The organism is Streptococcus mitis, assembly GCF_047464965.1.
GTDB lineage: Bacteria > Bacillota > Bacilli > Lactobacillales > Streptococcaceae > Streptococcus > Streptococcus mitis_DU.
The window spans coordinates 118,100-135,699 of the sequence record NZ_JASHAT010000001.1 but is presented as its reverse complement, the minus strand read 5'-3'; the positions used below and the strand labels follow the sequence as shown (position 1 = coordinate 135,699).

The 17,600-nt window shown below is 40.3% G+C and carries 16 protein-coding genes; 4 read left to right on the top strand and 12 right to left on the bottom strand.

Going from position 1 to position 17,600, the window contains the following annotated elements; genetic code table 11:
* Window positions 1-38: 38 nt before the first annotated feature.
* The 9 genes from mnmG to QM408_RS00595 all read right to left on the bottom strand — a co-directional run bounded on the left by mnmG (window position 39) and on the right by QM408_RS00595 (window position 10,191).
* Window positions 39-1,952 (bottom strand): tRNA uridine-5-carboxymethylaminomethyl(34) synthesis enzyme MnmG, encoded by a 1,914-nt coding sequence (gene mnmG / locus QM408_RS00635; protein WP_050390501.1) that lies wholly within the window; start codon window positions 1,950-1,952, stop codon window positions 39-41.
* On the bottom strand, window positions 1,942-2,373 hold the full coding sequence (locus tag QM408_RS00630) for an NUDIX hydrolase (RefSeq protein ID WP_414373234.1): 432 nt from the start codon (window positions 2,371-2,373) through the stop codon (window positions 1,942-1,944). Before QM408_RS00630 ends, mnmG begins: the two co-directional genes overlap by 11 nt.
* Before the next feature lie 8 nt (window positions 2,374-2,381).
* Window positions 2,382-2,837: an NUDIX hydrolase gene (locus tag QM408_RS00625; protein ID WP_192855666.1), complete on the bottom strand. Its 456-nt coding sequence runs from the start codon at window positions 2,835-2,837 to the stop codon at window positions 2,382-2,384.
* Between the two features lie 140 nt (window positions 2,838-2,977).
* Window positions 2,978-4,099, bottom strand: coding sequence for a tRNA 2-thiouridine(34) synthase MnmA (gene mnmA, locus QM408_RS00620; protein ID WP_001282953.1), 1,122 nt, complete (start codon window positions 4,097-4,099; stop codon window positions 2,978-2,980).
* 806 nt (window positions 4,100-4,905) lie between these two features.
* Window positions 4,906-5,535, bottom strand: a complete 630-nt coding sequence (locus QM408_RS00615) for an ABC transporter ATP-binding protein (protein ID WP_261050454.1) — start codon at window positions 5,533-5,535, stop codon at window positions 4,906-4,908.
* A complete protein-coding gene (locus tag QM408_RS00610; RefSeq protein ID WP_414373229.1) occupies window positions 5,532-7,640 on the bottom strand; it encodes a bacteriocin-associated integral membrane family protein in 2,109 nt (702 codons plus the stop codon). Before QM408_RS00610 ends, QM408_RS00615 begins: the two co-directional genes overlap by 4 nt.
* Before the next feature lie 54 nt (window positions 7,641-7,694).
* Window positions 7,695-7,979 (bottom strand): lactococcin 972 family bacteriocin, encoded by a 285-nt coding sequence (locus QM408_RS00605; RefSeq protein WP_261150220.1) that lies wholly within the window; start codon window positions 7,977-7,979, stop codon window positions 7,695-7,697.
* Between the two features lie 508 nt (window positions 7,980-8,487).
* Window positions 8,488-9,360, bottom strand: a complete 873-nt coding sequence (locus QM408_RS00600) for a helix-turn-helix domain-containing protein (RefSeq protein ID WP_049546864.1) — start codon at window positions 9,358-9,360, stop codon at window positions 8,488-8,490.
* Between the two features lie 243 nt (window positions 9,361-9,603).
* Window positions 9,604-10,191, bottom strand: a complete 588-nt coding sequence (locus tag QM408_RS00595) for a hypothetical protein (protein WP_049515555.1) — start codon at window positions 10,189-10,191, stop codon at window positions 9,604-9,606.
* Window positions 10,192-10,524: 333 nt separating this feature from the next.
* Between QM408_RS00595 and QM408_RS00590 the strand changes: the two genes are divergently transcribed.
* On the top strand, window positions 10,525-11,388 hold the full coding sequence (locus tag QM408_RS00590) for a helix-turn-helix domain-containing protein (RefSeq protein WP_020902661.1): 864 nt from the start codon (window positions 10,525-10,527) through the stop codon (window positions 11,386-11,388).
* Between the two features lie 51 nt (window positions 11,389-11,439).
* Here QM408_RS00590 and apf read toward each other — a convergent pair whose 3' ends face one another.
* Entirely contained in the window at window positions 11,440-12,090 is a 651-nt protein-coding gene (gene apf / locus QM408_RS00585; RefSeq protein WP_020902660.1) for an aggregation-promoting factor, read from the bottom strand.
* 239 nt (window positions 12,091-12,329) lie between these two features.
* Between apf and sdaAB the strand changes: the two genes are divergently transcribed.
* The 3 genes from sdaAB to QM408_RS00570 are packed head-to-tail and all read left to right on the top strand — an operon-like array spanning window position 12,330 to window position 14,536.
* Window positions 12,330-13,001 carry an L-serine ammonia-lyase, iron-sulfur-dependent subunit beta gene (sdaAB, locus tag QM408_RS00580; protein ID WP_000838912.1) on the top strand — a complete coding sequence of 224 codons (672 nt, stop codon included), beginning with the start codon at window positions 12,330-12,332 and terminating at the stop codon, window positions 12,999-13,001.
* An 8-nt stretch (window positions 13,002-13,009) separates the two neighbouring features.
* On the top strand, window positions 13,010-13,882 hold the full coding sequence (gene sdaAA / locus QM408_RS00575) for an L-serine ammonia-lyase, iron-sulfur-dependent, subunit alpha (protein WP_000500050.1): 873 nt from the start codon (window positions 13,010-13,012) through the stop codon (window positions 13,880-13,882).
* A gap of 21 nt (window positions 13,883-13,903) precedes the next feature.
* Window positions 13,904-14,536: an HAD hydrolase-like protein gene (locus tag QM408_RS00570; protein WP_261150222.1), complete on the top strand. Its 633-nt coding sequence runs from the start codon at window positions 13,904-13,906 to the stop codon at window positions 14,534-14,536.
* Between the two features lie 216 nt (window positions 14,537-14,752).
* On the opposite strand, the gene QM408_RS00565 is transcribed toward QM408_RS00570, so the two are convergent.
* Window positions 14,753-16,603, bottom strand: a complete 1,851-nt coding sequence (locus QM408_RS00565; protein WP_143952725.1) for a polysaccharide biosynthesis protein — start codon at window positions 16,601-16,603, stop codon at window positions 14,753-14,755.
* A gap of 82 nt (window positions 16,604-16,685) precedes the next feature.
* Window positions 16,686-17,516 carry a glycosyltransferase gene (locus QM408_RS00560; RefSeq protein ID WP_261047830.1) on the bottom strand — a complete coding sequence of 277 codons (831 nt, stop codon included), beginning with the start codon at window positions 17,514-17,516 and terminating at the stop codon, window positions 16,686-16,688.
* Between the last annotated feature and the right edge of the window lie 84 nt (window positions 17,517-17,600).

The window sequence follows — 17,600 nt, the reverse complement described above, 5'->3', positions numbered from 1 at the left end:
CCAAGCTTTGAACTCATTCGTAAGAAGCCGACGACGTATTATTTTGATTTTTGAAGAGTTTTAGAAATACTACGATTTTTACCTTCAAGATACACCATCAAAATAGAAATATCTGCTGGGTTTACTCCCGAAATACGGCTGGCTTGGCCGATGGTTTCTGGATTAATAAGTTTAAACTTCTGACGAGCTTCTGTCGCGATAGAATCAATATCATCCCAGTCAATATTGGCTGGAATACGTTTTTCTTCCATGCGTTTCATCTTGGCAACCTGGTCCATGGCTTTGGAAATATAGCCTTCGTACTTGATTTCTGTTTCAATCAATTCGATAATCTTGTCATCCAAGTCCTCTGCAGCTGGTCCGATGAAAGCCACCACATCTTGATAAGAAACTTCTGGACGGCGAAGGAATTCCTTGGCTGTCACTGCATCTGTCAAAGGCTTGAAACCCATCTCCTCAACCTTGGCATTGGTTTCCTTGACTGGCTTGAGTTTGATGCTGTCTAGGCGTTTCATCTCATTTTCAAATTGATTTTTCTTGATTTCAAAGCGAGCCCAGCGTTCATCATCCACAAGGCCAATCTCACGTCCCATCTCTGTCAAACGCATATCAGCATTGTCATGGCGGAGAATGAGGCGGTATTCAGCTCGACTGGTCAAAAGGCGATAAGGCTCAATGGTTCCCTTGGTCACCAAGTCATCAATCATGACCCCAATATAACCGTCACTGCGCTTCAAAATCAACTCAGGCTTGCCTTGGATTTTAAGAGCCGCATTGATACCCGCGATAATCCCTTGACCAGCAGCTTCTTCGTAACCTGACGTTCCATTTGTCTGACCAGCAGTGAAAAGTCCGGAGATTTTCTTGGTTTCCAGAGTCGCACGCAACTGGTGAGGCAAGACCATGTCATACTCAATGGCATAACCTGTCCGCATCATCTCTGCATTTTCCAAACCTTTGATAGAATGAACCAAGTCACGCTGGACATCCTCAGGCAGACTGGTTGAAAGTCCTTGAACATAGACTTCCTCAGTATTGCGACCTTCTGGCTCAAGGAAGAGTTGGTGGCGCTCCTTGTCCGCAAAGCGCACAATCTTGTCCTCAATCGACGGACAGTAGCGAGGCCCCACTCCCTTGACTACACCTGTAAACATAGGCGCACGGTGGAGGTTGTTTTGGATAATCTCATGACTGGTACCATTGGTATAGGTCAACCAGCATGGCACTTGGTCTTTGACATAATCCTCATCACGTGAAGTGTATGAGAAATGATTAGGCGCTTCGTCTCCTGGCTGAATCTCGGTCACATCGTAGTTGATAGAAGAAGCCTTGACACGTGGAGGCGTTCCTGTCTTGAAACGACCAATTTCGAGGCCCAGTTCCTTGAGATTGTCAGCAAGGTTAATAGAAGCCAAGCTGTGGTTAGGACCTGATGAATACTTGAGGTCTCCGATGATGATTTCCCCACGTAGTGCAGTCCCTGTCGTCACGATAACAGCCTTGGCAGCATATTCTTGATGGGTCGCTGTACGTACACCGACAACCTTGCCATCTTCCACCAAGATCTCATCAATCATGGTTTGACGAAGGGTCAGATTCTCTTGATTTTCAACTGTCTTGCGCATTTCCTTAGAGTAAAGCTCCTTGTCAGCCTGCGCACGAAGGGCACGGACAGCTGGTCCCTTCCCTGTGTTAAGCATCTTCATTTGGATGTATGTCTTGTCAATGGTTTTGGCCATCTCGCCACCGAGGGCATCAACTTCACGTACAACAATCCCTTTGGCAGAACCACCGATAGAGGGGTTACAAGGCATGAAGGCCAGCATTTCAATGTTGATAGTCGCAAGTAAGACCTTACAACCCATACGGCTAGCGGCCAAGGAAGCCTCGACCCCAGCGTGTCCCGCACCGATTACAATAATATCGTATTCTTCTGTAAAATTATATGTCATTTCTTAACCTTTCAAAAATTTCTCGTAAATAAGGAACTAACTTCTCCTCCTCTAGAGCTTGAGCCATAGTAACCCATTTAAAGTGCGTATGCTCTTCATGATCTAATCTGATAATTGGCTTCTCCCCAACCCACTCTGCTTTATAAACTAATCGAGTAAAGACAGTATCCTTAGAGGTATCCAGTTGACTATCTTCGTGAAGAAGTCTGAGCGAACTGCTATCTAGCCTAACTCCCGCTTCTTCAATACATTCTCTAAGAGCTCCATCTCGCGGAAGTTCACCCTTTTCAACCCCGCCACCAAGAATATCCCAGTAAGTTGGATAAACATTGGGTTGTCCTCTTTTAATTTCCGAACGCTGAATGAGCAAATAATCATCACCACTATGAACAAGTACATGGGCAATAAGCTTAACCATCATTTTCTCTCCTATTCCTCAAGATGAATGTGTCTTAGTTGGCCGTCCCAATCTGGCAGGGCTATTTTTAAAAAGGCTGGAACTAGATTGATACCCTTAAGCTTGTCTATGTCAATCCATTCACAGGGCTGCCTTTTCTCATCTTCCTGCATGGTCAATGGGGCATCTTCAAGCAAATCCACCAGATAATGAAACTCGATATTGTGATAATAAACACCGTCCTGTTCAAAACGATTTTCAACCACAAAAACTAGCTGCCCAGCTTGAGCTTCGACACCCAGTTCTTCCCTCACTTCACGGACTACCGCGTCTTCCGTGCTTTCATTGACTTGAATCGCACCACCGATAGTATAATACTTGCCCTTATCTTTGGTGACTAGAAGCTTGCGATTTTGAAGAATCAAGGCTGTCGCCCGAACTCCAAAAATTGTATTTCCTACTTTTGTCCGAAAGTCTTGCTGAGTCATTTTTGTCCTTTCCTCTAAACGACACAAAAACAGTCAAAACTCCAAAGAAGTGCAGGACAAAAAAGCCTGCAACATCCATGAGCTTTGACCATCATTTCTATTGCTTTTATTATTGTAGCAAATTGAGAAAATTTGTCAATCTAAATGTACTGACAAACTTGTCCATCGCGGTAAGCATTGTCAATCAAACCACCACCTAGACACTCTTCCCCGTCGTAAAAGACAACTGCCTGACCTGGTGTGATGGCGCGTTGCGGTTCTGCAAAGATAACCTCTGCCTTGTCTCCTTTGACATGGACGGTCACCTTAGAATCAGGCTGACGGTAGCGGAATTTAGCCGTACATTCGAGCGTAAACTCCTCTGGCATGTCACGAGTAAAGTGAACCTGACTAGCCTCAAGGCTGGTTGACATGAGCGAATCATGGTAGAATCCTTGTCCTACATAGAGAATATTCTTGCTCAGGTCTTTTCCGACAACGAACCAAGGTGCATTGTCACCACCGTGTTGCCCACCGATACCGAGACCGCCACGCTGACCAATCGTATAGTACATAAGTCCTGCATGCTCACCCATATCGCGACCATCCACAGTCATCATGCGACCAGGCTGAGCTGGCAGGTAGTTGCTGAGAAAGTTTTTAAAGTTCTTTTCTCCGATAAAGCAAATTCCTGTCGAGTCTTTCTTCTTAGCAGTCGCAAGGCCTGCTTCTTCTGCTAGTCTGCGAACTTCAGGCTTTTCCAAATGTCCCAATGGGAACATGGTTTTTTGGAGTTGTTCTTGCGAAAGTTGACTGAGGAAATAGGTTTGGTCCTTGCCATTGTCCACGCCACGAAGCATATGAACAGTACCATCTTCATCACGCGCCACTCGGGCATAATGCCCAGTCGCTACATAGTCTGCCCCTAAGGTCATGGCATAGTCCAAAAAGGCCTTGAACTTGATTTCCTTGTTACACATAACATCTGGATTTGGCGTGCGTCCCGCACGGTATTCTGCTAGGAAATACTCGAAAACGCGGTCCCAGTACTCTTTTTCAAAATTGACAGAGTAGTAGGGAATGCCAATCTGGTCTGCTACCGCAGCCACATCCTTGTAATCTTCGGTCGCCGTACAGACGCCGTTTTCATCTGTGTCGTCCCAGTTCTTCATGAAGATGCCAATCACATCGTAACCCTGCTCCTTGAGAAGAAGAGCCGTCACCGACGAATCAACACCACCACTCATCCCCACAACAACACGTGTTTTAGAGTTATCACTCATGGTAAGTCTCCCATCTATTCGTTTATTCATACCCTTCCAAATTCTATTCATTATGACTTTCAATAGAATTTCTTTGAGTATAGTCATTTCGTTTACTTTTAGGACTAGGCAACGAGTCGCAGGCATAACTTGAGTTCGCTCAATCAGTCTGGGAGACTGATTGAGGTTATAAATCAGATAAGCTCAGCTTGCATCTCATTTCGAGTTAACGACGTAATAAAAGATAAACGAAATGACTAGTTCACGATTGAAGGTCGTGTGTGCTTAACGATTGAAGGTCGCTTGAGCAGTATTCATTATAACATGCTTGGTTGGAGAAGACAAGAAAGAGGCTGATAATCTACCGGCCTCTTTTATAAAATAATCAATCCTTGAACAAAATCCATTGTTGAAATGCTGTTCTAAACCATTAATCGCTCAGATTTCCCAGAATAGAGCTGTCCTAACTATCGAATAGATTAAATCCATACATATCCACGCAATTCTACGTTTAGAGTTGCCATAAAATAAATGTTTTAGGGATATTCTAAATCTTTGACTGCTTAAAATTTTACGTTCTGAAGGATTCTAAAGCTAGAATAGCATAAAAATCATGAAAACTGAACTATTCGAAGCTTCAGAGTCATACGATTTCCATAGGAAGTATCTTTTTAGTACGTGTGGTTAGGAGGTGATTTTAGGGAATCTCCCAAAAACAACTGATTTCCTATTTTTATCAATCAAAAATGTTGATAAATGAGTGTTTTAAAATTAAATTTTAAAGGTATCCTTAAATTTAAAGATTTTTGATAAGATTTCTGTATTTTTTACAATTCAATGATTCGATGACATTGTTGGGCTACATAAGCATCGTGGGTCACAATAATGACTGTTTTCCCCTCTCGATTCATCTCTAAGAGAAACTTCAAGACCAAATCTCTATTTTCAGGGTCCAGCGAACCTGTCGGCTCATCGGCTAAAATCAGCTGGCTGGGTTTTAAGATGGCTCTAGCAACTGCAATTCGTTGTTGTTCGCCACCAGACAACTCGGAGACCTTTTGATGCAAAGTAGCTGACAAACCTACTCTCTCTAAAATCTCTTCCAATTTTTTGAGCTTGTCTTTCTTGGACAATTTCACATATTTCAGCGCAAGCATGAGATTGTACTCGACCGTTTCATCATCAATCAGGGCAAAATTTTGAAATAGATAAGAGATGTGTTCACGGATTATTATTTGCGACTTGGCAGAATTGACCGCTAGATTTGTCTGACCAAAAATCTCATACCGTCCGCTGTAATCACTATCTATCAAACCTAATAAATTTAACAAGGTCGACTTACCACTACCACTTTTTCCAACGATGGCAACCAAATCTCCCTGATCAATCCTGAGAGATAAGTTATCCAAAATCACTTTTCCCCCAATGGTTTTGGTAATATTTTTCAATTCAATCATAAGATGCCCCCTTTCAATAACTCTACTAGACTTCTTTTCTCCATCCTAGAAGCCAAAACTAGCACAAATAGTATATCCAGACATGTAAAGCCTGCAAACAGCAGGAGTGGCAAGAGCGCATGGGCAAAGAAAATCAATACTAGAAGAGGGAGACTATAGCCCAACAAGAGTAGAACGAGGAGAGGACGGTAGCGATCGACCAGTTTCCACCCCATAAACTTCTTGGTAATGATATCCCTGCGCTTCAACAAGAAAGTTGTTACTAGTAAGAAGTAGGAAATCATCATGCTAAGGAGACCAAACAAAGCAAAGAGTATATTAAGATTTCGAACTGCATCTCGATAAGAATCTACTTTCTCTTGTTGAATGGCTTGAATCGATGAAAATTTTAAATAATTCCCATCTGATAATTTCTCAACTAACTCCGTAATCACTTTTTGATTTTGTTCTGTATTTTCAACTTTCATCGGGTTATTTAAACCTGTCGTTGACAAACGAGTCTTTTCTTCCCACATCATGTCTTGATCATTTACTAGACTAATGATTGGATTGTGGAGATTTTCCTTTCGCTCATTGTTATAAGGGAAGAAAGACCAATCTCTTTCATAGTAGGCAATTTCTACATCCATATCTTCTATTGTTTGCTTTTGCTGATCTTCATACCTCATAGAAAGATAGGCGATGGATTTTCCCAAGAACTGATTCTTGCCTTCTTGTCCTTTATCACTGGCTGGCAACAAGATCACCTTTTTAGTGCCGATATCAGGTAGCTTAAAGCCCTGACTTTCTAAAAATTGACGGTTTGCATAGTAAACATCTACCTTATCAGGCAGTTGGTACTGCTGTACTTGTTCAGCTTTGATGACTGGTTTGATAGGAAGACTCGCACTTCGCACATAATTTACTTGTATTTTTGCTAGCAAATCTTGATAAAATTGGTAGAAATAATCTGTAGATTTCCCTGAACCTGCTAGCTCTTCCTGCCACAGGTTATCATTAAGTTTGAAGGTTTCTAAGGTCAGGTAATTCCCTTGGCTTACCCACTGTTGCTGATAAGCAAGTTCTTTGTTTTCTTGTTCTAGACTTCTGCCTACCCCAATCAGTAAAACCGTCAATAAAATAGTTGTCCCTATTTTCATCACATAATTGAAGATGAGACCAAGTTTGATAGATGAAAAACCTTTCAACATGGAGCTGACTGTCATTTTCTGAATCATTAGGTAGGTCAGCCAACTGATGAACAAATACAACTGTAAAAGCAGAAATTGGGATAAGAGTAAACTTGGGAACAAAAGTTTTGGTCTGTAGTCCAGCACTAAAAATAGTCCCAAGTCAATGATAAGACTTCCACCCAAGAGAAGATAAAAATTAGTTTTTACAAAACCAGCTAAAATCGCCCCGCTTTGAAAACCAAGTAACTTTTGAACCCCCACTCGTTTCATCTCCATCATCGGCTGATAAACTGTTACTAACACAAGAAGTAAAATAGCCAAGACAAAAACAATGGCAGATAAAAGCAAATCTCGAGTTATGACTTCCACTGCACTTTTATAGGTAGGCTCTAGCAAGGTAGCCTGGTCTATCTTGAAAAAATCGCTCCATTTCTGTACAATCCTATCCTTATCCATCTCTTGTGTAGAAGTTATCGTATAGCGACCATTTAAACTACGAGATGTATCCTTGATATAGGTTTGAAAAGTTATAAGCTGAATAGGCTTGGCTTTTAGAAAGGTCGGTATCGTACCAAGTTTATTAGAAATTTCTTTATTACTGTAGACTCCTTCACCATCTGTGGTAAAATCAAGAGAAGAAATCCCAAACTCTTGGTAGGGGAAGGTATCTTTATCAAAAACACCAGACTTGATTACCTCATCACCACTGTCTGTTTTGATGATGGAGACTTTGTACTCCTTTGATACATCCTCAAAAAATCGAAGAACAGACGCTGCAGGTTCGTTAATATCTTTCAAATACAAATCCAAAGAATCTACAGTCTTTCCCATTTCCCGAATCCGAACCGCTTCACGTGTGTAGTTTACATTAAAAACAAAAAAAGTGGTACACAGCAACAGCAGAAACATACAAAGATGACTGATTTTTTTCATAAAAGTACCTCCACTAAAGTTCTCCCTCTCCTAATAGGAGAGGGAAAATCTCACTTAAAATCCATAGAAATATTCTAATCCTGTTGGCGGAATTTTATTAAGGGAAGCTTTAGCCCAAACCTCGGGATCTTCACGATCCTTAGAGATTCTACCTCCATGCTTGACAGTTGCTGTATGAGATCGAGTAGAATGTAAATAATCAGAATATCCAAAAGTTCCTGTCCAACCTACTCCATAGTTCCATTGACCACCCTCAACCCATACTGCTAAAGCATTTGTAGTAGCAAGTATACCACATACCATTAAAGATGCAACACCAATTTTAACTAATTTTCTCATGATTTATTTCTCTTATTATCGAGAGCTGTTCCGTAAAAACAGCTATAGTAATTTATCAACAAGTATCGTAGTCCATTGGACTCACCTTCCTTCTATCTCATTCTTTAACAACGAACTTATTTTTAACCGGGAGAATAGTACGCTCCTGTATCAATACCTTGAGTAACTAGAGTAGTACTAATAAAACTTCGACTATTACTCAGTAGAATTAGCACAATAAGCAATATAGATAGCGCTTTCAAATATTCGAATTTTAATTTTCCCATCTTGCCACCTTCTTTCACCTATATTATAAATCAACATATATAAACTGTCAAGCAATTAAAGTAAAAAATCATATATTTTTTTAAAAAAGAATTATAGTTATGTTTTGTGTATGAAGAGGATGGTCAAAAACTCAATTTCAGGATAAAATGAAGTAAATATCCCCATAATAAAACGCATAGTATCAGTTTTTTCAAAACCTGATATTATGCGTTTCTTTATTTTAAAGACTTTTTTCCCAGCCTTATACATTCTCTGACTTCTTATCCATTAGATATTGTTCTACCTTGAGTGCCATGACTTCATTATTTTCAATTAGATAAAGCACCTTAGCTTTCATATAATAGTCCTTAGCAACAGAGATATCAAGATTTTCTGTTACATTTCCCAACAAACAATATAAATCTGCTAACCTAAAGCTACTATGATATTTGTTACAAAATTCAATTATCTCCAATAATAGCGCTCTGGACTTATCCATCTCCTCCTGTTTCCAAAGGTGGTAACAATAATTGTATTTTATTTTGATATACAACTCAATTTGTTCACGCACACTGGTATCGATTTTTGAAAGGGCTACGGAAACCTGATCATATAGTTGCTCAAATTTCTCCTTATCCTCATCATAGCCTAAGAAAATCAGCAGGGTATTCAAAATATATAAGTAGTCCACTTTATCAATACTAATCCTACTGAGGATGTCCTCTATTTTTGAAATAGCTAGTTTTAATTGATGTTCACATTGATAGGTTAGAATAGCATCTATCCAGTCCAGATAAATCTTTTCATCAAAAGATAAAGAAGTCTGCTGCTTTCTTTCTCCCTCAAAAGCATATTTCAAAGAGGCGTAATCTTGATTTTCCAATAATGTTTTAGACAATCTCTTGAAAGCAGACAAGCCTAGAAACTCTTTCGAAATTTCTCCTGAAAAGAAATAGTCCATATTTAAGCCCATTTTTTCAGATAATTTATATAACAAATCTGCTCCTGGCATATATTTGCCTTGTTCCATGCGACTTATCTGAGTTTGTTGGCAAATTCCTTCTGCCAATTCTTTTTGCGACCAACCCAGCTCTTTTCGCTTATTTTTTAATCTTGTTGCTAATAATGCATGCATGCTATCCACCACTATTTATATTCTATAAAAACATTATACTACTTTTTTGATAAGATTATATCAAATTGGCTACAAAGAGTGAACAGATTTCCCTACATGTAAGCAAAAAGAGGCTGGGAAAAACTAGCTTCCAAATAAAATCACATAGTGATTTCAGTCTTGAGTACAATCAAGCTGAAAGAAATACTGTGTGGTTTTTGAATTGTTGAACGTCCTAAGATTCGTTTTTTGGTTAATTGTCTATCAGAATGTCCTTTTATCTGTCAATAATCCGAGAAAATCTTGTCGTTTCAAGTCTGAGAAATGTTTGGTAGAAAGACTTCCTTTTTGAAGTCCATCATCTCTAACCTGTAAATAATAGCTATGTTGGCTTGTTTTAATTGTCAAAAAATCGCCAAATACAAAAAATTTTTTCCAGTTACGAATCTCAAATTCTTTCATCTCTGATTTTGGAATGCGGATAAGTCCTTGTCGCAAATCACGATGATGCTCACTTGTGAAAGTCATCCCATTCCCAATATTTCTTATCAGTAGTTCATCTGGAGTTACCATCACCAGCGCTATTTTAGTTAAGAAAATTTCAACTGTTGGTGGTAAAATCGCTAGATTAAACCAAGGGTGTAAGTAGCGATAAGCTAAGAAATAGTGAGGTTCCTCACCCAATCCTAGTTGTTTATATAAGGTCTTGACCTCACTATCTAACCTCGCTTCAAAAGACACATCCGAATGCGCTTCTTCCTTCTTCTGATTAAAATAACGCATCCAGACTAGAAAACCTATAAAGACTATAATAAATATTCCTGATAAGAGATATTTTACATTGTAGTTCATCACTTAACCTCCTGATTCACGCCTCTGCCTAAAACAGAGGCCTATTTATTTTGAAAATAGTTCCATAACAACTTTAAATAAGACTGGTGTCATTAAAATTAGGATGGTTCCTATCACAAATATCATTACTACTCGAAAAAGCTCCTTATTTTTAAACATTTTTCCACCCCTTTTCTAGCTACATCATAATACTGTTAAGCCCATTTTAAAATTACACCAAGATTTTTCACAAACTTATTTTAGCTTTCTTTTCTACTTTTTATATTACTATGATACAATATTTTTAATAGGATTTTATTATTTGTTAACTTTTTTCACGAAAAGGAGTAAATCATGCGTTATGATTTCGGAAAGGTCTATAAAGAAATACGTGAGTCAAAAGGCTTAACCCAAGAAGAGGTCTGTGGAAATGTCCTCTCAAGAACCAGCCTATCAAAGATTGAAAGCGGCAAGGTAACTCCCAAATATGAAAATATGGAGTTTCTTCTCCGGCAAATCAATATGAGTTTTGAAGAGTTTGAGTATATCTGCCACCTCTATCAACCGAGCCAACGAACAGAAATCATGCAAACCTATCTCAATATGAGCTCAACCCTAGGGACTAGTGAACTCGAAACACTATTTCAAAAATGCCAAGACTATCTCAAAACCCACCACGACCTGCCCATAGAAGAAATCAGAGATATGTTGGAAATTGTCATTCATATCCGTCAACATGGTACAGAGCAACTGTCAAACCAAGTGAAACAGACTGTCAAAAAACTTTGGGAGAAAATTGAAAAACAAGATACATGGTATGAAAATGACCTAAAAGTCCTCAATACCATCCTTTTCAGCTTTCCCATCGAACACCTCCATCTCATCACTGAAAAAATATTGCAACGTTTGGAAGTCTATAAAAACTATCAACATCTACATGACTTGCGAGTGGCAATCCTACTCAACCTTTCCACTATTTACTTATACAATCAAGACAAAAACATGTGTAAGCAAATCTGCTATACTTTACTAGAGGACGCCAAGAACAAGAAAAGCTACGATAGGCTTGCTATCTGCTATGTCCGTATTGGGATTTGTAGGGATGATGCTAAACTGATCCAAAAAGGTTTCTCCCTTCTGGAGATCACCGATGAAACTTCCATGCTATCTCATCTCAAAAAAGAAGTAGAGACCTATTACCAACCAAAGAAATTATAAAAAAGTCGAGGGGTTTCCTCGACTTTTACATCTTATTCTGCTAGTTAGTTCTTAATACCAGCCGTTGTTAAGCCAGAAGTTTTTCGCAGCTGACCATGAACCGTAACGTCCTGCAACGTAGGCATCTGCTACACGTTCTTGATTTTCAGCTGAGTAGTCACCGTTCAAGTATGAATCTGTCAATTGGTAACGTCCGATGTATTGGCCGTTTGTAGCTGTGTAGCTACCACCTGATTCTTTTTGAGCAATCCATTCTTTAGCTTCTGCTTCAGATCCGCTTACAGTTGCAGCTGGTGCTGAAGTTTCTGCTGTAGCAACAGTTTCTTCTGCTGCAGGTGTGCTTGCCACTGGAGCTGCTTCTTCTGCTACTTCTGTAGTTTCTGCTGCTGGAGCTGAAACAGTTTCATCTTGAGCAGCTGGTGCTGCATAAGTAGTTGGCGCTGGTGTTGCAGCTGGTGCTACAGGGCCATCGATAACCAACTCTTGACCAACATAAATCATATGGATGTTGTCAATGTGGTTGTTTTCTGCCAATTTCTCAACAGTTGTGTTGTGAGTTTCAGCGATTTCTGAAAGTGTATCACCTTCTTTAACAGTGTAAGTTGATGATTCTTGAGCAGATACAAATGATGGAGCAAATACTGCAAACAAGGCAGCTACTCCTGCAAGAGTTGTTTTAATCTTTTTAGTTGTTGATTTCATATTCGAAAATTCTCCTTCTTTCTATAGTACTATCATACCCTTTAAATATTACTGTTTATTGACACTTTTATGTAGAAATATTACAAAATTATTTTTTATTTCCCTAAACAAGCTATTTTTTGTTACAAAAGATGCTTTTTTATGCTATTTGTAGTGTAAAAAGGTTTTCATCCACAATTAAAGCCAAGACCTTCATTCTTTGATATAATAGAGATAAGAATTTTTATAAGGGGAAACTGATGAAATCACTTCGTTTTCAATCTGTCTTTGATATCATCGGACCAGTTATGATTGGCCCATCTAGTAGCCATACTGCTGGTGCTGTTCGTATTGGGAAGATTGTCTCTTCCATTTTTGATGATACTCCGACAGAAGTCGAATTCCAACTATTTAACTCATTTGCCAAGACTTATCGTGGTCACGGGACAGACCTAGCCCTTGTTGCTGGTATTTTGGGCATGGATACAGATGATCCTGAAATTCCAAACAGTCTGGAGATTGCCCACAAGCGTGGTATCAAGATTGTCTGGACTATTCAGAAAGACAGCAATGCTCCTCACCCAAACACCACTAAAATTACTGTCAAAAATGCCCACAAGACCATCAGCGTGACTGGTATTTCTATCGGTGGAGGAAATATTCAGGTAACCGAACTCAATGGCTTTGCCGTCTCTCTCAATATGAATACACCGACTATCATCATCGTTCATCAAGATATTCCAGGTATGATTGCCCTCGTAACAGAAGCCCTTTCACGCTATGGTATCAATATCGCCCAGATGAATGTTACTCGTGAAAAAGCTGGTGAAAAAGCCATTATGATTATCGAAGTCGACAGTCGCAACTGTGATGAGGCCATCGAAGAAATTCGTAAAATCCCTCATCTTCACAATGTCAATTTCTTTAAATAGGAGGAAGCATGTTTTATTCTATCAAAGAATTGGTCGAGCAGGCAGAACTAGACTTTCAAGGAAATGTCGCAGAACTCATGATTACAACAGAGTTTGAATTGACCGGTCGCGAACGTGAAGAAGTCTTCCTTCTCATGGAACGCAATCTGGAAGTCATGAAAGCCTCTGTCCAACTTGGCCTCAATGAAAATAAATCTCGTAGTGGCCTGACAGGTGGAGATGCTGCCAAATTGGATCACTACATTAAAAACGGAAAAACTCTTTCAGATTACACGATTCTCTCTGCTGCCCGAAATGCCATTGCAGTCAATGAACACAATGCTAAAATGGGCTTGGTTTGTGCCACTCCGACCGCAGGAAGTGCTGGCTGTCTGCCTTCCGTTCTCACTGCTGCTATTGAAAAATTAGACCTCAGCCACGAGCAACAGCTGGATTTCCTCTTTGCTGCCGGTGCCTTTGGACTAGTCATCGCAAACAATGCCTCTATCTCAGGTGCTGAAGGTGGTTGTCAGGCCGAGGTTGGTTCGGCCTCTGCTATGAGTGCTGCAGCCTTGACTCTAGCTGCCGGTGGAACACCTTATCAGGCCAGTCAGGCCATTGCCTTTGTCATTAAAAATATGCTAGGCCTCATCTGTGACCCTGTTGCCGGCTTGGTTGAAGTTCCCTGTGTCAAGCGCAATGCCATGGGAGCTAGCTTTGCCTTCATCGCAGCAGACATGGCCTTGGCAGGTATCGAATCTAAAATTCCTGTGGATGAAGTTATCGATGCCATGTACCAAGTAGGAGCAAGCATGCCAACTGCCTTTCGTGAAACAGCTGAAGGTGGACTCGCTGCCACACCAACTGGTCGTCGTCTCCAAAAAGAAATTTTCGGAGAATAAGCTTATCAAATAGGAGAAACCATGACCTCTATCACAGCTATCTTTTTCGATCTGGATGGAACCCTCGTTGACAGTTCTATAGGGATTCACAATGCCTTTACCCATACCTTTAAGGAGTTGGGGGTACCTAGCCCTGATGCCAAAACTATTCGTGGTTTTATGGGACCGCCCCTCGAAAGTAGTTTTGCGACCTGCCTTCCCAAAGACCAAATTTCTGAGGCTGTCCAGATATACCGTTCTTACTATAAGGAGAAAGGCATCCATGAAGCTCAACTCTTTCCTCAGATTGTAGTCTTGCTTAAGGAGCTATCAAGCAAATATCCTCTTTATATCACCACTACAAAGAATACCCCTACCGCTCAAGATATGACTAAAAACTTGGGAATCCATCATTTCTTTGATGGCATTTATGGCTCCAGCCCTGAAGCACCTCATAAGGCAGATGTCATTCGCCAAGCCTTACATACACATCAACTAGCACCAGAACAGGCCATCATCATCGGAGATACCAAGTTTGATATGATGGGAGCTCAAGAAACAGGCATTCAGAAATTGGCCGTCACTTGGGGATTTGGAGAGCAAGCAGACTTGCTAAACTATCATCCTGATTTTATCGCTCACAAACCCATAGAAGTTTTGGAGTATTTTCAATAATATAACGGAGACTGGGCAAATACTCAATTTCATACTCTTCGAACCACGTTAGTTTTCTCTGTAACCTCAACGCTGTGCTTTGAGTAACCTTCGGCTAGCCTCCTAGTTTGCTCTTTGATTTTTATTGAGTATCAGAATAAAATGAAGCAAGTTTACACATAACAAAACGCATATTACCAAGGTTTTTCAAGACCTGATAATATGCGTTTTTCTTTTTTATTCAACGTGGGTTGTTTGATTGGCAAAGGCGATAATGGCTTGCTTCAACTCATCTCCACTAAGAGTGCGGAACTCTTCAATCTTTTGATTGATGGCTTCTAGAGGCATGACATTAACCTTACCAACGAAAATCTTATCCATAACTTGGTTATCAACAAGTTCGGTTGATACCAAGAGTTCTTCGTAAAGTTTTTCGCCTGGGCGGATTCCAACTTCAACGATTGGAATTTCGCTTTCGGTGTGGCCACTTAGAAGGACCATTTTCTTGGCCAAGTCATAAATCTTGACTGGTTTACCCATATCAAGGATAAAGACTTCCCCATCCTTGGCATAAGCACCAGCGTGAATAACCAAACGGCTAGCTTCTGGAATAGTCATAAAGTAACGGGTCATGCGGAAATCTGTCACCGTTACAGGACCGCCTTCAGCAATCTGACGTTCAAAGACTGGAATGACACTACCACGGCTACCAAGAACATTTCCAAAACGAACTGCACAGTAAGTCGATTGGCTACGTTGGTTAAAGCCAGTGACAATCAACTCAGCCACGCGCTTGGTTGCTCCCATAACATTTGGTGGATTAACCGCCTTATCTGTCGAAATCATAACCATCTTAGGTACTTTGGCTTCATCAACAGCCTTAGCAACGTTGTAAGTTCCACGGATATTGTTTTTAAAGGCTTCTTTTGGATTGCGCTCCATCATAGGAACGTGCTTATGGGCAGCCGCATGATAAACAATAGCTGGCTTGTACTGCTCAAAGACTTGCAAGAGACGGTCATAGTCTTGAATATCGGCAATAACTGGTACATAATCAATCCCTTGGAACTTACGAATCAGTTCATGATAAACAAGGTAGATTGAGTTTTCCCCATGACCGAGCAAGACGATGCGTTCAGGATTGAAACGGCTAACTTGTCGACAGATTTCAGAACCGATTGAACCACCAGCACCTGTAACCAAGATTGTCTTACCTGTCAGTTCTGCGCCCAGACGCGATTCATCAAGACGAATTTCCTGACGTCCCAAAAGGTCCGTAATATCAATTTTTTGGAAGCCAGTACCTGCTTGGTGAAGTCCCTGAACAACGGTTTCAACCTTAGGCATCTTGTAACATTTGACACCCAGCTTATTACACATCTGCAAGATACGTTCATATTCTGACGGGTCAAGCGACGGAATCGCAACGATAACACGCTCAATTTGATGGCGTTTGGCTAATTCAGGCAATTCATCATATGAACCCAAAACAGGAATCCCACCAAGTTTTTGTCCCTTTTTCTTCGCATCCTTATCCAAAATACCAACAAGTTCTAATTCACTAGTTGGATGTTGGTAACTATCCATAAAGAGAGCTCCACCATCACCGGCACCAATCAAGAAGGTCCGACGGTGTTCTCCATCACCACTTCCCTTTTTGCGTTTAGAGTAGATTAACTGCCAAGTAATCCGTGGCAATAAAATCAAGAAAGTACTCAACAAGATAAAGAGTACGATAAAACGGATGGAGAAGAGGGGCAAGAAGGCATAGCAGATACTATATGACAAGATACTGCTAGCAGTCACACCAAAAAAGATTTTCATGAAATCCGTAATCTTGCTGTAACGACTGATACTAGCGTTCAATCCCCAAAATCCAATCATTAATTGATAGAACAGGAAGGCCAAACTCGTATAGATAATGTAGTCAACAGGTGCTGGATTAATCAATCCGTAGAATAAAATATAAGATACAATGATGGAAACCACCATACTCAAAATATCAAATATTCCCCAGAAAACCTGTTTTTGTTGTTTATTTAAAATTTCCACCAGATCAATCACATAATCTGTGAGTTTTTTATTCATAGAAATTTACTCCTCCTTAAAAGAGCCAAATATTTATATTATTATAACACTTTTTCTCTAGTTTATGATTTGCTACAATCTTTTACTTGCTTTTTCGTAACAGTTTCATAAAAATAAACTGTCGGACAAATCCGGGACAAAGGGCAACAATCATCTGAATGGCAACACTCTTGGCATACTCCATGTAAGAAATTTGCCCTCTCTTCAGCATGCGCTGACGAGCCTGGCGATAGAGTTTAAGGTAACGCAGTCCCCCACGACGCTCAAACATCCCTGCTCCAACACGAACCTTACACAAGATTTGATCGAGATTTCCAGTCTTGGCTCCTGCAGCAATCATATTGAGCCAGAGGAGGTCATCCTCCATATAAAGGCCATCCTCATAGTTGCCTGCCTTGAGAACCATGTCCTTCTTGAACATGACAGTCATGTGGTTAAAGGCACTTCTCATCCTTTGGTAAGCTACAATATCTGCATGCTGGGTTGGAACACGACGGTAAGAAACGATCTCATCAGGATTGTCAATAAACTCTGCAATATGTCCACCTAATAGGTCGAGCTTGTCCTTCTCCATTAGCTGAACCTGTTTCTCAAAACGGTCTGGAACAGCTATATCATCCGTATCCATACGAGCGATGATATCGTACTGACACTGCAAAACACCCTGTCGAAGAGCCAGACCCAAACCTTGATTATGCTCAAGAGGATAGCGTTTCACTGGAATATTAGACTCAGCTTCAAGCTGGTCTAATACCTGATAGAGCTCAGGTGTCAAAGGCCCATCCTCAACCAGAACCAATTCGCTCGGTTTCAGGGTCTGATTTTGAACACTCTCAATAGCATCCTTTAAAAATGTCGGATTTTCCTTGATATAGACCGACATCAATACGCTGATTTTTTGCTTTTCAGACACAGTTTTTCTCCAATGTATAGATTTCCTTCCACTATTTTATCATAATTTTCAAGACTTTCCCATTTTTATCTTGAAAGCCCAAAA

What these genes read in the sequence shown, in the direction of transcription:
- mnmG (WP_050390501.1), bottom strand. Translation starts at nt 1,952, where the DNA reads ATGACATATAATTTTACAGAAGAATACGATATTATTGTAATCGGTGCG.
- QM408_RS00630 (WP_414373234.1), bottom strand. Translation starts at nt 2,373, where the DNA reads ATGATGGTTAAGCTTATTGCCCATGTACTTGTTCATAGTGGTGATGAT.
- QM408_RS00625 (WP_192855666.1), bottom strand. Translation starts at nt 2,837, where the DNA reads ATGACTCAGCAAGACTTTCGGACAAAAGTAGGAAATACAATTTTTGGA.
- mnmA (WP_001282953.1), bottom strand. Translation starts at nt 4,099, where the DNA reads ATGAGTGATAACTCTAAAACACGTGTTGTTGTGGGGATGAGTGGTGGT.
- QM408_RS00615 (WP_261050454.1), bottom strand. Translation starts at nt 5,535, where the DNA reads ATGATTGAATTGAAAAATATTACCAAAACCATTGGGGGAAAAGTGATT.
- QM408_RS00610 (WP_414373229.1), bottom strand. Translation starts at nt 7,640, where the DNA reads ATGAAAAAAATCAGTCATCTTTGTATGTTTCTGCTGTTGCTGTGTACC.
- QM408_RS00605 (WP_261150220.1), bottom strand. Translation starts at nt 7,979, where the DNA reads ATGAGAAAATTAGTTAAAATTGGTGTTGCATCTTTAATGGTATGTGGT.
- QM408_RS00600 (WP_049546864.1), bottom strand. Translation starts at nt 9,360, where the DNA reads ATGCATGCATTATTAGCAACAAGATTAAAAAATAAGCGAAAAGAGCTG.
- QM408_RS00595 (WP_049515555.1), bottom strand. Translation starts at nt 10,191, where the DNA reads ATGAACTACAATGTAAAATATCTCTTATCAGGAATATTTATTATAGTC.
- QM408_RS00590 (WP_020902661.1), top strand. Translation starts at nt 10,525, where the DNA reads ATGCGTTATGATTTCGGAAAGGTCTATAAAGAAATACGTGAGTCAAAA.
- apf (WP_020902660.1), bottom strand. Translation starts at nt 12,090, where the DNA reads ATGAAATCAACAACTAAAAAGATTAAAACAACTCTTGCAGGAGTAGCT.
- sdaAB (WP_000838912.1), top strand. Translation starts at nt 12,330, where the DNA reads ATGAAATCACTTCGTTTTCAATCTGTCTTTGATATCATCGGACCAGTT.
- sdaAA (WP_000500050.1), top strand. Translation starts at nt 13,010, where the DNA reads ATGTTTTATTCTATCAAAGAATTGGTCGAGCAGGCAGAACTAGACTTT.
- QM408_RS00570 (WP_261150222.1), top strand. Translation starts at nt 13,904, where the DNA reads ATGACCTCTATCACAGCTATCTTTTTCGATCTGGATGGAACCCTCGTT.
- QM408_RS00565 (WP_143952725.1), bottom strand. Translation starts at nt 16,603, where the DNA reads ATGAATAAAAAACTCACAGATTATGTGATTGATCTGGTGGAAATTTTA.